Below are 15,565 nucleotides of genomic sequence, written 5' to 3' on the forward strand. Positions count from 1 at the left end.
TTCCTTACAAATTGCACATGTCAAGTAGAATTGGAACATTCTCTTCTGCACCAATAGCCATTATATGAACACCATCACACAGTTTTTCTTCTTTCACTTGGTTTATGAACTCTGCTGCAATTTTCAAACCTTCTTTAACCTTATTTTCTGCACCTTTTAATCTCTCTATAAGAGCATCAGGAACATGTATACCAGGAACATTTTTGTTCATGTAATTTGCCATTCCAGGTGACTTTAGTGGTATTACACCTACCAATACCTTTGCATTTAAATCTTTAGTAGCTTCCCTAAATTTTCTTAAAACCTCTATATCATATACCGCCTGAGTCTGAAAGAATTTTGCTCCAGCCTGCATCTTCTTTTTCATCTTTATTATTTGTGCCTCTAAAGGATCAAACAAAGGAGTTACGCTTGCGCCAAGGAAAAATTCAGGTGCTTTATTAAGCTGATTACCTGCCCAATCTTGACCTTCCATTAATTTGCTGGCAATCATTAATATATTAACCGAATCACAATCATAAACTGGCTTTGCCCCTGGCTGATCTCCAAACATAGGATGATCTCCCGTTAATGCAAGAACATTTTTTATTCCTAAAGCACCAGCTGCCAACAACTCACCTTGAATTGCTATTCTATTTCTGTCTCTACCGGTTATTTGCATTATAGGTTCCAAACCTTCTTCTAACAAGATCACTGCTGCACCTAAGGAAGAAACTCTTACAACTGCACTTTGAAAGTCTGTGACGTTAACGCCAGCAACTCTTCCTTTTACTGCCTTTGCGCATTCTTTAAAATGAGTCATATCTATGCCCTTTGGTGGGGCCATTTCAGCAGTTACAACAAATTCACCAGATTTCAACTTTTCTTCAAGAAGTCCCATGATCATTCCTCCTACTTACTTTTTTACAACAATTTTTCTTGGATTATAAGCTTTGCTATGATCTTTGGGTGGTTTTAACTCAAGCATTTTATCTAATTTTCCTAATTTTTCAAGTCTCTCGTAAATCAATACCCAAGCACAATCATTTTCAGGATTTACCTCGCATTTTCCGTTTTTAGAACCTCCACATGGCCCATTCATCAAGCCCTTTGCACATTTTGTTATTGGGCATATACCAGCTGTCCAGCCAAGTTCACATTGCCCACATGCTTTACAAGCCTCAACAAAATGTCCTACTCTTTCTATCTCTCCTATAAACATAGTATTATTGGCTGGAAAGACAGGTTTGTCATCCACTACAGCTGCCACTGTTTGTGCACCATCACCACAAGCCATGCATAAAATCGCATCAGCTGCATCTACAGCTTCCTTTTGCTTTTTTAATGTAGCACGAACCTGTAATTTGTTACATGAAGGATCAAGAATTGCATATCCCGTGACAGTTTTCCCTTCTTTTTCGAGCTTTTCTTTCATTTCTAAAACCTGAGCTTCACCACCAGTGAAACATGATGTAGCACATAGCGAGCAACCAGTAATGAATATACTTTGAGAATCTTTAAGCATTTCAAGTATTTCTTCAAAAGGTTTATGTTCTGTAATGACCATCTTAAAAACCCCCTATAAGCTTTTTTGTTGCTTTAAAGCCTTAATAACATGTTTTGCTAAAACTGTAGTTGTAACCGAACCAACTCCTCCTGGAACAGGAGTAATCATAGCTACTTTATCTTTAACATCATCGAAATCTACATCACCGCATAATTTACCATTTTCATCTACATTTATTCCAACATCGATTACAACTGCACCTTCTCCTACCATATCCTTCTTTACCATCTTTGCTTTCCCTACAGCTGCAATCAGGATTTCTGCTCTCTTTGTTTCTTCAGCAAGATCTTTTGTTTTAGAATGGCAAATTGTAACTGTAGCGTTTCTTTGCAACAGCATCATTGCAAGAGGTCTTCCTACTACCATGCTTCTTCCTACAACTGCTACTTTTTTGCCTGCTGGATCAATTTTGAAATGGTCAAGTATTTCTATAACAGCTTGTGGAGTACATGGAGGAAAACCTTCCTTTTCACCAGCCATAACCTTTGCAACATTGATAGGGCTAAAACAGTCTAAGTCTTTTTCTGGAGAAATTTCATACTTTACTCTGTCCTCAGATATTTGTGAAGGTAATGGCCTCATTATTAACATTCCATTAACACTTTCATCATTATTAAGCTCATGAATCTTTTTGATAAATTCCTGTTCAGAAATATCTCCAGGCAACTCAAGAACACTAGCTTCTATTCCAATTTCACTACATCTCTTTAATGCACCTTTTATATAAGCAACCGAGTCTGGTCTATCCCCAACTATCACGATCTTTAAACATGGGGTATAACCCTTTCCTTTTAACTCAGAAACTTCTTTTATCAAGCTCTCCTTTAGTGCTTCAGCTACTTCTTTACCAGATAATATAACAGACATCAGGTTCCAGCCTCCTTTTAAAAATATTTAAAAGCATATAGATTTAGCCTTTTAATTTTTCCATCACTATCTTATAAGCCTCATCAGCCAACTTCTCAGCTTCTCTACACATTTTCTCTGTATACTCATTTGTTTTCTTAACAAATTCCTCATCTTTAATACCATTAAGATTGATTATTACATTTAAGTACCCACTCAACACAGCCGCTTTCAAAATCAAAGCTCCTACTCCTACATCGCTTATAGCAAGCTTTGAACCTATTTCTGCAAGCCTACGTTGGAGTTTTAAAGCCTCTAAGGACTTTTCCATTATCTTTATTGGTACCTGACAAGCATTTTTTAAAGCATTATTCAAAGCTTCTTCTTTTTTCCTTTTTTCTTCATCAGTATTCTTCGGCAATTTGTACGCTTTAGCAACTTCACTAAAAACCTGAGCATCTTCATCAATAAGAGAAAGCAATTCTTCTTGCAATTTCTTCTCTTCTTCTAATATCTTAATAATTTCTTGTTCAACATCTTTATATTTTTCCTTGCCCACGGTCAAATTACCTACCATACTACCAAGTGCATTACCTATTGCCCCAGCTAATGCAGCAGCACCACCACCACCAGGTACAGGCTCTTTTGAGGCAAGTACCTCAATAAACTCTCTTATGTTTTTTTCAACAAGCATTTTTGACCTCCTCGCTTCAACGTATTTTTAGCAACCTCCAAATTTATACGCGCAGCAAAATGCATAATTGAATCACCAAAATCTTCATCTATATCATGGGAAGCTAAACAAGCATAAGCATGCCACAATTTATTAGCCTCGTCCACTGCCTCTTCTCCTATCTTCTTCCCGATAAGACCATGTGCCACATAATAGGTAGCACCACACGGTGCCGAGCGAATTACATCAACTTTTGTTATATAACCTTCATCATCAACATAAACTTTATATTCAGGTCTTCCCAATTTAAACTCTTTAAGAAAGTTATTAATAAAATCAGAGTCTGTTTTTTTAAGCGAACAAAAAGGTTTTGGGAAAACATAATCTATGCCATACTTTTTACATATGTCTTTAAGAGTTTTCTCTAAATATTTATCAATCCATTTTGGGTCTTCTTTAGGGGCTATGAGCACTTTGCATCCTACCTCGGCTGCCATCTTCAAAAGTTGAGGAAAAATATCAGGATGTATTCCTGCAGCGATTAATATATTATGTTCTGGAAGTTTCTCAGGTAAATAGCAAGCAGGGTTATCAATAATCTCTGGCAAGATCGCTGGAAAAAGTACAACTCCTGCTATATTTTCTGTAAAATCCTTTACCTGTTTCTTTTTAAAGTCTATCCACTTCCATGAGATTTGCCCATTTCCCATTTTATTAAATGTCAAATTGGGCAAAAGCTTTCGCAACACATATTCCCCACTAAACCTCGTATAAAAGAGAGGAGGGCAGCCGGGTGTATCTTCCCCAGCTGCTAAAAGCAATCTATAATCACTCAATCTTATACCCCCAAAACTCATCAGATTAGAACAGTCCAGTAATTCTGCCAGTTTCATCTACATCTATATTCTCAGCAGCTGGCTTCTTTGGCAATCCTGGCATGGTCATAATTTCACCAGTTAATACTACAACAAAACCTGCTCCTGCAGAAATCTTTACATTCCTTACTGTTATCTTGAAATTGGTAGGTCTGCCTAACAAAGATGGATTGTCGCTCAATGAATACTGAGTTTTTGCCATACAGATTGGAAGCTTGCCATATCCTAAGTTTTCAAGATTCTCAATTTCCTTGTTTGCCGCTGGTATGTAGTCAACACCATCAGCTCCATATATCTCTCTCGCAATTGTCTCAATCTTCTCTTTTAGGCTCATCTCCAAAGGATAAAGTGGAGCATACTCATTCTTTCCTTCCTCAATCAATCTTAGAACCTCTTTTGCAAGCTCAATTCCACCTTCTCCACCTTTTGCCCAAACCTCAGAAAGAACAACGTTTACTCCCAAAGCCTTGCATTCTTCGCTCACAAGCTTCAATTCAGCTTCTGTGTCTGTCGGGAATCTATTTAATGCAACTACTGCTGGAAGTTTGAATTTCTGTGTGATATTCTCGACATGCTTTAATAGATTAGAAATACCCTTCTTCAACGCATCTAAGTTCTCTTCATTCAAGTTCGCCTTTGGCACTCCGCCATTGTATTTCAAAGCCCTTACTGTAGCCACAATCACTACTGCATCTGGCTTTAAGCCTGCATATCGGCATTTGATATCTAAGAACTTCTCAGCACCCAAATCTGCACCAAACCCTGCTTCGGTTATCACATAATCAGCAAGCTTCAAAGCAAGTTTGGTTGCTATCACGCTGTTACAACCATGAGCTATATTCGCAAATGGTCCACCATGCACAAATGCAGGCGTATGTTCAAGTGTTTGAACCAAGTTGGGCTTCAATGCCTCTTTCAACAAAGCTGTCATAGCACCCTGAGCTTTCAAATCTCCAGCCGTTACAGGTTTGCCATCATAAGTGTATGCTACAATTATCCTTGCCAATCTTTCTTTTAAATCTTTCAAATCATTTGCAAGACAAAAAACTGCCATTACCTCTGAAGCAACTGTAATATCAAAACCATCCTCTCTTGGAACACCGTTAGCTTTTCCACCTAAACCGTCAACAACAAATCTCAATTGTCTGTCGTTCATATCCACGCAACGTCTCCAGATGATGCGACGTGGATCAATACCAAGCTCATTACCTTGATGGATGTGATTATCAAGCATTGCTGCAAGCAGGTTATTAGCTGCACCAATTGCATGGAAATCTCCTGTGAAATGCAAATTTATATCCTCCATTGGAACAACCTGCGCATATCCGCCACCTGCTGCTCCACCTTTAACACCAAAGACAGGACCTAGGGAAGGCTCTCTTAAACATATCATTGTCTTTTTACCCAACTTTGATAACGCATCGCCTAAACCAACAGTTGTTGTTGTTTTCCCTTCACCTGCCGGGGTAGGATTGATTGCTGTAACCAATATCAATTTGCCATCTTTTTTGTCCTTTAGCTTGCTCATCAAACTGTAATCTACTTTTGCTTTGTACTTTCCGTAATATTCAATGTCATCCTCTGTCAACCCAATTTTCTCTGCGATGTTCTTGATTGGTTCCAACTTTGCCTCTTGAGCAATCTCAATATCGCTCTTAAATGCCATCTTTCTCCACTCCTTTTTGTTTATTTAATTTTTAAAACCATTTTAAAAAAGACAGACAATATTTGTTGGAAAATCACCTCCTTCTCCTTTAACAGAAAAATCCATACATTGGTGGTCTAATCTTAAAAATATCATCTCTTGAGGTTGAATTATCACCCAATCTTTTTATATAATACCACCCCCTCGCATTAAATGGTATCCTAAAGTCAGAAAAACTACATTGAATAGTAAAACCTTTTATATCCTTGAAATGTGACAACCCTTGCACTTCTTCTAAATGTGGTAGGATTTTTCATACTTTAGATTATAGAGCCAATACTATTACGGTCCTTATTGCCATACCTATAGCGTATTTCACCGCCAAGTTACCGCCCATGGTGGGCACACTACAAAAAACGCCTTTCAGAGAAGGCACTACATCGTTTTCACAAAATAAGAATCGACTTCTCTACCGCCTTCTTGCTTTGCATAAGTGCGCATGCATTGTCTCTCCTTCCCAACACGGGAAACAAGATGTTTCCATCAATACCCTATCGGCCTTTATCTCATAATAGGGCTTTTCACCCTTTAGACATAAAGGCTCGAAGAGTTATTGTGTTGTTAATCTTCCTTATTGATAATTTTATGTCAATTAATTGGCTTTGTCAAGTAATTTTAGATACATGCAAAAAAGTAAGATTTTTTAAAAAACAAATATAAAGCTTAAATAGAAATTTAAAATTCCAAATTGAGTATCTCATCTTTAACAGACTTACATTTTTCGATGAGAATGTTGCATTCTTTTAAGGTATAACATGAGTAGACAGATAGTGCTGATAGATTTGTTCCTTTAGCGTTATTTTTATTTTTCAGCCTTCAGATATACCCACCAATAAACCGTCCCAACAAATAAACCAGCACCGACTATATTTCCCAAGGTCACAGGTATTAGGTTATTTACAAGGAAACTTTCCCATGTAGCTTTTAATAAAGGTGCATGTGCTGCAATTCCTTGAGCACTTTTAGCAAAGGCAATATACGCAGGGTCATTTCCAGCATAGATACCTAATGGAATAAAAAACATATTGGCTACAGAGTGCTCAAATCCAATGGCAACAAAGGCCATTATCGGCCACCATATAGCAAAAATCTTGCCCACAATATCTTCGGCAGCAAAGGCCATCCAAACAGCCAAGGCAACCAGCCAGTTACACCCAACTGCTCGCCAAAAAGCAACCCACCAAGGCATAGAGGTTTTTGCATTAGCAATCTTAACTACAAATGCCGCCCATGGCATAGAAGTTACAACATCACCTGTTTTAACAGGTTCTAAAATCAAACCAGTAAAATATGACAAAACATAAGCAACAAAGACAGAACCTATGAAATTCCCAATGTAAACAAAAGTCCAGTTTTTAATAATCCCACCAAAGCCTATCTTTTTATCTAAAAAAGCTATAGGTTGAGTCATCATATTTCCAGTAACAAGCTCTCCCCCAGCAATAAGAACCATCATAAGCCCTACCGGGAACACTGCAGCAAAGATAAATTTTTGTAAACTGCCCAAAACCTCATTAGGTATTGTCCCAGCTACTTTAACAGCAAGAAGTCCTCCCAGCGCAATATATGCCCCTGCAAGAAAACCCAAAACAAGCATTTTGATAATAGGCAGTTCAGCTTTTGCTCTTCCTGTTTGAACCATACCCTGGGCTATTTCTTTTGGTGTCTTAAAAGCCATAAAACTCATCTCCCTTTTTTAACATTTAAATAAATGGATTTTAGAACAGTCCAGTAATTCTGCCAGTTTCATCTACATCTATATTCTCAGCAGCTGGCTTCTTTGGCAATCCTGGCATGGTCATAATTTCACCAGTAGCATCAGCACAAGAGAGCCCTCAGTTTTTTCTTAATTTTCCAATTTTGCTACTCGACATTACACCGTATATCTAAAATAAACTTATAGCTGTTTCACTGAAAATATAACCAAAAATTTATCCCCAAAACAAAAAACGCCTTCCGGAGAAGGCGCTACATCGCTTTCACACGACAAAGATATGCCTAATTTAAAGCATCCTTGCCTTACATAATTGCGAATGCATTACCTCTCCTTTCCAACACGGGAGGCATTGACGTTTCCATCAATACCCTATCGGCCTTTATCTCATAGGGCTCTTCGCCACTTAGACATAAAGGCTCGGAGAGTTATTGTATTGTTAATCTTTCTTATTGAGAATATTATGCCAACTAATTAGCTTTGTTAAATGATATTACTCACCCAATTATCCTTACTAACTTAATTAAAAGTATACCTCGCCAAGTCGTGAACTACCGCCACTTGTAGAAGTGTCCGCGACGTAGAGAAGTTTGGCAGTCTATGCACCCTTATTCTCACAGTGTTGTTCACACACCCACTACTGACTATCTGCCACAGAGCAGACTCGCCAGCTACGTTATCTAATGATATTTTAGCATTTTATAGATTAGTTTTCAAAGCATTGTTTAGCGATTCATCTCCCACTTATAGAAATTGGGAGTCTTCTCTTTTATCCTGGATAAATTTAAAAAACTACCAAACAAATCTTTCAGGGCATGAATAGATATTTAATCTATCGCCTCTTGCAAAACCCGCAATAGTTATGTTTAATTTTCTTCCAACCTCAACGGCTAAAGCAGTAGGAGCTGAAATGGACACCACTACAGGTACCTTCCTTTTAGCTGCTTTTAATAACATTTCGACGGATATCCTTCCGCTTGTGAAAACAGCTTTATCCTGAAGGTCTATACCATCTAAAAGAGCCTGCCCAAACGCTTTATCAAAAGCGTTATGCCTACCTATATCTTCATGAAAAATTATAAAATCCTTGTCATCAGCAATCGCACAGCTGTGTACTCCCCCTGTTATCTTGAACAAGCCCGAGCCATTGTTAAATCTCTCTGATAGATTGATTATATCCTTTAACTTGTATTTAATGTTGCTTGTTATTGGGCCTATGTTTAACTGCTCAGGAAAACAAATGCAGGGATTGCATGTGAAGTTGCAGTGACAACAGGTCTTGCCTATCTTTAACTGATCATGAAAACAAATGTTTTTTTCTCCGCTACTCATTATAAATAGATTCTTCACTGAAGAAGCATCTATACTTTTAAGAATTTCCACATGAGCTTTCCCTTCTCTTTCTTCAATAAAGATTCTCTTTATATCCTCTTTTTTTTCAATAATGCCTTGGGACTGAAGGTATCCTACAACCAAACAATCTAATGCTAAAGGAGTGCAGAAAAAAGATGCAAACTCAATAGCGTTTACATAAAGCTTTAAGATATATTCTACAATCACACTATCTGAAAAGCTTTCAACCAAACCATTTTTGTATTTTAAAATATTAATACTTTTAAATGATTCCATTCACTTCCTCCTTAAGAGATTTCGTGAACTACTCCCACCTTCAAAGGTTGAGACTTCGTGAGAAGTTTGGTAGCTTTACGCCATGCCTTATTCTCACAGGATTGTTTACAACCCACTACCAACAAAATTTTTGATTTTTATACTTTTTTTCTCGGTGTATATTTAGTGTGTAATAAATGATGTGACTGTTTGCCTAAAGGTTCACCCAAAAATTCCTCGTATAATTTCTTTATAGCAGGATTTTCATGTGATTTCCTGAGTTCAAGCTCTGCATCATGTTTATATAGAGCTTCTTTTCTTTTCTTATATGCAACTTCCCTATATTCTTCTAAAAGAAGTTTCGGTTGTCCACCACCGCTTATACATCCTTCTGGACAAGTCATCACTTCAACGAAATGAAGGTCACATTTGTTTTTCTTTATATCTTCAAGTATTGGTATAACATTTTTTAAACCTGAAACCACAGCTATTTTCAATTCTAACTCTCCTACCTGAACGGTTGCAGTCCTTATACCTTCTCCGCCGCGAACAAACTCTATGTCTATATTAGGTATTGGCTTTTTAGTAATTAATTCATAAGCCGTTCTAAGTGCAGCCTCCATTACACCACCCGTATTGCCGAAGATTGTAGCAGCACCGGTATAATTCCCTAAAGGAGAGTCAAATTCTTCATCAGGCAGAGTTGCAAAATCAATTCCCTTATCTTTCATCAAGTGAGCCAATTCTCTTGTTGTTATTACCAAATCTACATCTTTATAACCACTGCTTCTCATTTCAGGTCTGTCGCTTTCATATGACTTACAAGTACAAGGCATAACAGATACACTAAATATCTTAGCAGGGTCTACATTATTTATCTTTGCTCCGTAGGTTTTTATAATTGCACCTGTCATTTGTTGTGGAGATTTGCAAGTTGAAATATGTTTCAAAAGCTCAGGGTATGTTTGTTCAGCAAATTTAACCCATGCAGGACAACAGGAAGTGAACATTGGCAAATCTTTGCCCTCTTTTATCCTTTTTACCAACTCATTTGCTTCTTCTATAATAGTCAAATCGGCTCCGAAATTGGTATCATATACCCTATCAAAATTTAAACGGCGTAGAGCTGCAACCAATTTCCCAGGTGTTAAATCTCCCAAATCCAACCCAAATTCCTCGGCTATAGAAACTCTAATAGCCGGAGCACATTGTACAACCTTAAAAAGTTGAGGATTTTCCAATGCCTCTTTAACCTGCCTTGCATACCCTAAATTATATGCAGCAAACAATGGCTCTTTAACGCTATCCAACATTCCTCTCTCTTGTAATTTTACATTTCTTGGTGTTATGCTTTCATCAAAATAAGAAGCATAAGAACTGCATTTTTGTACACATTGTCCGCACATTACACAGACTTCTGTGTTTATCTTTTGTGGTTTGCCCTTTTCCCCTTCAATTGCATCAACAGGACATACCTCTGCACATCGTCTGCATCCGGTACATAACTCCTGATCTATATTAATTATAGCTTTATTTGCAGACATGTTCACATCCCTTTCTTTTCAATATTATTAATTAATAAATTATCTTACCACTCTTAAAAAACTCAACGCAGCCTCTTTATTACGAGCTTTTTTCATTTCGGTTGGCATAACCAAAGTCAACGCATTTTCGGGACATGCCTTTACACAAGCAGGTTCTCCTAAATCATTACACAAATCACATTTATATGCTATTATTCTTGGTTCTTGCACCAATCCGCTTTCACTTTCTTCTTTAAGATTGATTTGAAACACTTCTCTACCATCTTCATATTGAGGCAATAGTTCAATAGCCCCAAATGGACATGCCAATAAACAACTCTTACAGCCTATGCACAACTTTTCATCTACTACGATAGCATTACCTTCCCGCTTAATTGCTCCTACTGTACAAACATTAGCACAGGGGGCATCCTCGCAATGACGACATTGTATAGGCATTGTGCCATGTTCAGTTTTGATTAGATGTAATCTTGGTATAACTGGAATGGATACAGTACCAACCGTCGCACCTACATGGTTATTTCTATTATGAACCGCAAAACAAGCAACTTCACAAGCTTTACAGCCTATACATTTTGCAGGATTTGCCACAACAAAAGGATTAAGTTGCGTTTTCATCTTATCCACACCTTTCAAAAACAATATTGAGTAACAATTTACTTTCTGATACATGAAAATCTCAAATAGATAGAAATATTAGCAAAAATCATTACTTAGTTCCATAAACAGAAAGCAGACTCTCAACATTAACAGTTCTTTTATTCTTAACCATTTTATTTATCTCATCACCATCAACCAATTTCAAAGCCTTAGTCGGACAAAACTGTACACACGCCGGGCCTTCTTCTCTAAAATTACACAAGTCACACTTCACAGCAACAATCCTCTGTTGAGTTTTCTGGTCTTGCATTAGATTTTCTTTTATATCTTTAAATATTGATTGCTCAAGGCTGTCTTGAACCGAAAAGTCAATAGCCCCAAATGAACAAGCTAATAGACAAGTTTTGCATCCTATACATGCTTTTTCATCTATTATTATGGCATTCCCCTCTTTTTTAATAGCTTCAACAGGACATACTTCAGCACAGGGAGCGTCCTCACAGTGACGACATTGTATGGGCATTATTCCTTCACTTGTATACGTAAGATAAAGTCGAGGAAATGGCTGTAGTCCTTGCTCTTCATGCACAAAAGCACAAGCAGCTATACATGTATAACAGCCCAAACAACGTTTAGGGTCAGCAATTACAAAACGGTTAGGCATTTCATTTTCCTCCCTTTTCCTTTGCTAACATGTTAGCAACATCTTTTTCCAATTCAACTTGATACTTTTCTATTTTCTCTTTCAAAATGGCCTGTGCCTCAACCTGTGATATTTTTTCAACTTTAGCAGCCGCTACTTTAAACTCAGGTATGCAGCAAATGGCATCACTTGCCGTATTAGTCAATTCGTTACAACAAGCTTCCCAATAATGAAAGGTCATAAAAATGGTCCCCTTAGGTACTCTTTCGGTTACCCATGCACGTGTCGCAACATATCCACGTCTTGTGGACACCCTAAGGAAATCTCCATCATTTATTCCTAACCTTGTAGCATCTTGAGGATTGATTTCCACTAACTCTTGAGGAGCAATCTGGTCAATAACCGGTGATTTACGCGTCATTGTAGCTGTATGATAGTGGTACACTCTCCTGCCAGTAGTCAATGTAAATGGATACTCTTCGTCAGGAAGCTCTGCAATACTGCCTACAATTACATGGTTGAAGTCTTGTTTTTCAGCCCCTTCATCACATATGCAGGTATTTGGATAGAATATCACAGGATACATCTGTGCTTTGCCTGAAGGGGTTGCAAATTTACCACCTAGGTAAAGAATAGGCGTTCCTGTATGGTCTTCGGTTGGACAAGGCCATGCAAGACCTTTCTCCTTCTCTAAACGAGCATAGCTAATACCACCAAATTTTTCTGGAACAATTTTTCGAACTTCATCCCAAATCTCTTGGACATTGTTATATTGCATTCCAGTATATCCCATTCTCTCGGCTATTTGGCTGAATATCCACCAGTCAGGTTTAGCCTCACCTGGAGCTTCAACCGCCTTTCGCACCCGCTGCACTCTGCGCTCTGTATTGGTAAACGTTCCGTCTTTTTCTGCCCAGCAGGCAGCTGGCAACACCACATGAGCCAAGCGTGCAGTTTCTGTAAGGAAGATGTCCTGCACTATCAAAAGGTCCAAGTGCTCTAAAGCATGGCGCAGATGATCAGAATCTGGATCGCTCATGATGGGATTTTCACCAAATATATACAGAGCACGAACACGTTTATTTAAAATGGCATCCGGAACTTCTGTCACCCTAAGTCCAATATTTGATGGTAGTTTTACGCCCCATACCTTCTCAAAGCGCTCGCGGTTTTGCTCCTTGGTCACATCTAAATATCCAGGCAGAACATTTGGCAGTGCCCCTACGTCACAAGCCCCTTGAACGTTGTTCTGCCCTCTTAGCGGGCATATTCCTGCGCCCGGGCGACCTAAATTGCCTGTAATTACAGCTAAGTTGGCAAGTGAAACAACATTTCCTGTGCCATGGCTAAATTGTGTAACACCCATTGAATACAAAATAGCCGCTGCTTGTGCCTGCCCGTAAAATCGAGCTGCTTTTATTAAATCTTTTTTTGGAATTCCTGTAAGCTCTTCAACATACTCTGGAGTATACTTTTCTACTGCTTTTGCCATTTCCTCAAAACCAACAGCATGATTCTTTACAAAATCGGTCTTAACAAGCCCTTCTTTTATGATTATATGGATCATTCCATTTATAAGAGGAATGTTATATCCAGAAGGCACCCTTAACCAAATATCAGCTTTATGGACCATTGCGTTCATTCTTGGGTCGGCTACAATAAGTTTAGCCCCACGCTCTTTGGCCTTTATAACATGAGCGGCTATTAAAGGATGGCATTCAGCTGTGTTGGAACCGATTATGAAAATAACATCTGAATAAGTACTTATTTCAGGAATGGAATTCGTCATTGCCCCGCTGCCTAACGTCATCGCCAACCCGGCGACAGTAGGTGCATGGCACAAACGGGCACAGTGGTCTACATTATTAATACCTATTACCGCCCTTGCAAACTTTTGAGCTGCATAATTATCTTCATTGGTGGCTCTGGCAGAACAAAACATAGCAAATGCATCTGAACCATATTCGCTCTTAATTTTCTTAAGGCCATTTGCAATAAAGTTCAGCGCCTCATCCCAAGAAACCGGAACAAATTTCCCATTCTTTTTGATAAGCGGGGAGGTCAAACGCCTGGGGTCATGAACATACTTATACCCATAGTATCCCTTAATGCACAGTTCTCCTTGATTGACAGGATGAAGTTTGTCGGGCTCTACTCCCACAATCTTTTCATTTTCAACCTTCAGATAAAGACCACACCCTGTTCCACAGTAAGGACATGTTGTTAAAACCTTTTCCTGTTTACCATCTTTCATAACAAAACCTCCTCTTATAACAAAGCAGAAAGGCAAATATTAACCATATTTGTGGGGCTTATTGCCTGAATTTGAAGATTCTTTGCAAATTAGATTAAACACATCTTAAGAGGCTATTAAAAGAAATGCATTTTATATTATTTCACTTGCTAAAATAATATTTATCAAGGTATACTTTTTTAACATTTTATCATAAAAATTAGGTCAAGTAAATATCATATTTTGAGTTAATTACACAAAAAAACATGGTATAAAACCTCTTTAGTAGAAAGTTTTAGGAACCAATTTGATTTCAAAAGCCTTTTAAATTTTTTCACATTATGAATTATACTTTTCTGCACTTTTGATTATTGCTTCAAATCTAACAACATCTTCGGGATTATTTAAGTTTATAAATATTTCAAGCTCAGATGAAAATTTTCGCACATTTTCTTCTTTTACTTTTATCACATCTACCTTCTTTAAAAAATCTGCGATCTTCAGTTTGTTTTCTTTATAACACTCTTCAATTTTGTCAATAGTAGCTTTTGAATAAAAGGCATGAAAGGGCTCAATGAAGCCTCTGTTTTCAGAGATAATGACATCTTTTTTAAACTTTTTCAAAAGCTCCATCATATATTCTATGTACGGTATGGAAATAAAAGGCATATCGCAGGCAATAAAAAAGGCATAGTGGCTTAAAGAGGCTTTTAATCCTGCATGAATACCCCCTAAAGGTCCTATCCCTTGAAGTTCATCATGTACCACCCTTACATTGAAATTCTGATAAAATTCCTTATTCCATGTAACCACCACTATGTCATCGAAAACTTTTCTAAGATTTTTGATAATCATTTCACTTAAAAAACAATTTTGAACTTTAAGCATACATTTGTCAAAACCCATTCGTTTGCTCTTACCGCCTGCCAGCATTACAGCCGTTTTAAACAATTCCAAGAGAAAAGTCCACCCTTTCTTCTGCAAAACTACCATTATTTTAGGGGTAATGCACTAAACTTTATCTGATCAGTCTTCCTTAGTTTAGCACTTCAATTGTATCACCTATCTTTATTTTACCGCTTTTTATAACCCTTGTAAAAACTATACGCGATTTTGCCAAGCATTTATCTATGTCTATTTTCAACGAACAGTTTTCAGGTTTTTCGCACTCCTTACCTATCATTGTAATCTCGAAAAGCACCTCTCCAACTTTGAGTTTTGTGCCGATGGGAAATCGGTAAAGTTCTATGCCTTTAGTGGTAATATTCTCGGCAATCATGCCAGGTTTTAACACCTCGATCCCTAAGGCCTTCATTTCCTCAATAGTCTCTATATCCAAAAATGTTACCTGACGGTGTGTATTCCCGCCTGCATGTCCATCACCCTCAAGCCCAAAATCCTTTCTAAAAAAACCTTCTGATATAGGGGTTTTAGGCTCACCCTTTTTTTTGCTTATATTTACCGACAAAACCATTCCGTTCATAATTTATCTGCCCCCTTCATGTTCATGTGTACACCAAAATTTTAAACCTACCATAATAATCAATATACTCAATTATATCATCGCTTTGACATGGC

14 protein-coding genes, 1 pseudogene and 2 riboswitches are annotated in these 15,565 nt (G+C 37.7%); all 15 genes and pseudogenes read right to left on the reverse strand.

The features are described from left to right. Positions 1-4: 4 nt before the first annotated feature. Positions 5-880: a methylenetetrahydrofolate reductase gene (locus tag TKV_RS09680; protein WP_049685763.1), complete on the reverse strand. Its 876-nt coding sequence runs from the start codon at positions 878-880 to the stop codon at positions 5-7. Between the two features lie 15 nt (positions 881-895). Beyond that, entirely contained in the window at positions 896-1,546 is a 651-nt protein-coding gene (locus TKV_RS09685) for a methylenetetrahydrofolate reductase C-terminal domain-containing protein (RefSeq protein ID WP_049685764.1), read from the reverse strand. A gap of 12 nt (positions 1,547-1,558) precedes the next feature. Beyond that, positions 1,559-2,413: a bifunctional 5,10-methylenetetrahydrofolate dehydrogenase/5,10-methenyltetrahydrofolate cyclohydrolase gene (locus TKV_RS09690; protein ID WP_049685765.1), complete on the reverse strand. Its 855-nt coding sequence runs from the start codon at positions 2,411-2,413 to the stop codon at positions 1,559-1,561. A gap of 43 nt (positions 2,414-2,456) precedes the next feature. Then, on the reverse strand, positions 2,457-3,086 hold the full coding sequence (locus TKV_RS09695) for a cyclodeaminase/cyclohydrolase family protein (RefSeq protein WP_049685766.1): 630 nt from the start codon (positions 3,084-3,086) through the stop codon (positions 2,457-2,459). Next, positions 3,065-3,901 carry a DUF166 domain-containing protein gene (locus TKV_RS09700; protein WP_049685767.1) on the reverse strand — a complete coding sequence of 279 codons (837 nt, stop codon included), beginning with the start codon at positions 3,899-3,901 and terminating at the stop codon, positions 3,065-3,067. The genes TKV_RS09695 and TKV_RS09700 overlap by 22 nt, the downstream gene beginning before the upstream one ends. Positions 3,902-3,926: 25 nt before the next feature. After that, positions 3,927-5,606 carry a formate--tetrahydrofolate ligase gene (locus TKV_RS09705; RefSeq protein WP_049685768.1) on the reverse strand — a complete coding sequence of 560 codons (1,680 nt, stop codon included), beginning with the start codon at positions 5,604-5,606 and terminating at the stop codon, positions 3,927-3,929. Between the two features lie 473 nt (positions 5,607-6,079). Beyond that, a riboswitch (molybdenum cofactor riboswitch) is annotated at positions 6,080-6,205 on the reverse strand. Between the two features lie 242 nt (positions 6,206-6,447). After that, positions 6,448-7,323 (reverse strand): formate/nitrite transporter family protein, encoded by an 876-nt coding sequence (locus TKV_RS09710; RefSeq protein ID WP_049685769.1) that lies wholly within the window; start codon positions 7,321-7,323, stop codon positions 6,448-6,450. Between the two features lie 40 nt (positions 7,324-7,363). Then, positions 7,364-7,459, reverse strand: a pseudogene (locus TKV_RS13870) (formate--tetrahydrofolate ligase); the annotation flags it as partial. Positions 7,460-7,673: 214 nt separating this feature from the next. After that, positions 7,674-7,797, reverse strand: a riboswitch (molybdenum cofactor riboswitch). A 354-nt stretch (positions 7,798-8,151) separates the two neighbouring features. Then, entirely contained in the window at positions 8,152-8,988 is an 837-nt protein-coding gene (fdhD, locus tag TKV_RS09715) for a formate dehydrogenase accessory sulfurtransferase FdhD (RefSeq protein WP_049685770.1), read from the reverse strand. A 137-nt stretch (positions 8,989-9,125) separates the two neighbouring features. Beyond that, positions 9,126-10,511, reverse strand: coding sequence for a [FeFe] hydrogenase, group A (locus TKV_RS09720; protein WP_049685771.1), 1,386 nt, complete (start codon positions 10,509-10,511; stop codon positions 9,126-9,128). A 39-nt stretch (positions 10,512-10,550) separates the two neighbouring features. Further along, positions 10,551-11,129, reverse strand: a complete 579-nt coding sequence (locus tag TKV_RS09725; protein WP_049685772.1) for a 4Fe-4S dicluster domain-containing protein — start codon at positions 11,127-11,129, stop codon at positions 10,551-10,553. Between the two features lie 91 nt (positions 11,130-11,220). Beyond that, positions 11,221-11,775 (reverse strand): 4Fe-4S dicluster domain-containing protein, encoded by a 555-nt coding sequence (locus TKV_RS09730; protein ID WP_049685773.1) that lies wholly within the window; start codon positions 11,773-11,775, stop codon positions 11,221-11,223. 1 nt (position 11,776) lies between these two features. Next, positions 11,777-14,008 carry a formate dehydrogenase subunit alpha gene (fdhF, locus tag TKV_RS09735; RefSeq protein WP_049685774.1) on the reverse strand — a complete coding sequence of 744 codons (2,232 nt, stop codon included), beginning with the start codon at positions 14,006-14,008 and terminating at the stop codon, positions 11,777-11,779. Positions 14,009-14,326: 318 nt separating this feature from the next. Further along, positions 14,327-14,944 carry a molybdenum cofactor guanylyltransferase gene (mobA, locus tag TKV_RS09740; RefSeq protein WP_049685775.1) on the reverse strand — a complete coding sequence of 206 codons (618 nt, stop codon included), beginning with the start codon at positions 14,942-14,944 and terminating at the stop codon, positions 14,327-14,329. 79 nt (positions 14,945-15,023) lie between these two features. After that, positions 15,024-15,470, reverse strand: a complete 447-nt coding sequence (locus tag TKV_RS09745) for an MOSC domain-containing protein (protein WP_049685776.1) — start codon at positions 15,468-15,470, stop codon at positions 15,024-15,026. Between the last annotated feature and the right edge of the window lie 95 nt (positions 15,471-15,565).

It is taken from the genome of Thermoanaerobacter kivui (assembly GCF_000763575.1).
GTDB classification, from domain to species: Bacteria; Bacillota; Thermoanaerobacteria; order Thermoanaerobacterales; family Thermoanaerobacteraceae; genus Thermoanaerobacter; species Thermoanaerobacter kivui.

Bases quoted from the DNA above. Each gene is read 5' to 3' on its own strand.
- TKV_RS09680 (WP_049685763.1), bottom strand. From the start codon at position 880: ATGGGACTTCTTGAAGAAAAGTTGAAATCTGGTGAATTTGTTGTAACT.
- TKV_RS09685 (WP_049685764.1), bottom strand. From the start codon at position 1,546: ATGGTCATTACAGAACATAAACCTTTTGAAGAAATACTTGAAATGCTT.
- TKV_RS09690 (WP_049685765.1), bottom strand. From the start codon at position 2,413: ATGTCTGTTATATTATCTGGTAAAGAAGTAGCTGAAGCACTAAAGGAG.
- TKV_RS09695 (WP_049685766.1), bottom strand. From the start codon at position 3,086: ATGCTTGTTGAAAAAAACATAAGAGAGTTTATTGAGGTACTTGCCTCA.
- TKV_RS09705 (WP_049685768.1), bottom strand. From the start codon at position 5,606: ATGGCATTTAAGAGCGATATTGAGATTGCTCAAGAGGCAAAGTTGGAA.
- TKV_RS09710 (WP_049685769.1), bottom strand. From the start codon at position 7,323: ATGGCTTTTAAGACACCAAAAGAAATAGCCCAGGGTATGGTTCAAACA.
- fdhD (WP_049685770.1), bottom strand. From the start codon at position 8,988: ATGGAATCATTTAAAAGTATTAATATTTTAAAATACAAAAATGGTTTG.
- TKV_RS09720 (WP_049685771.1), bottom strand. From the start codon at position 10,511: ATGTCTGCAAATAAAGCTATAATTAATATAGATCAGGAGTTATGTACC.
- TKV_RS09725 (WP_049685772.1), bottom strand. From the start codon at position 11,129: ATGAAAACGCAACTTAATCCTTTTGTTGTGGCAAATCCTGCAAAATGT.
- TKV_RS09730 (WP_049685773.1), bottom strand. From the start codon at position 11,775: ATGCCTAACCGTTTTGTAATTGCTGACCCTAAACGTTGTTTGGGCTGT.
- fdhF (WP_049685774.1), bottom strand. From the start codon at position 14,008: ATGAAAGATGGTAAACAGGAAAAGGTTTTAACAACATGTCCTTACTGT.
- TKV_RS09745 (WP_049685776.1), bottom strand. From the start codon at position 15,470: ATGAACGGAATGGTTTTGTCGGTAAATATAAGCAAAAAAAAGGGTGAG.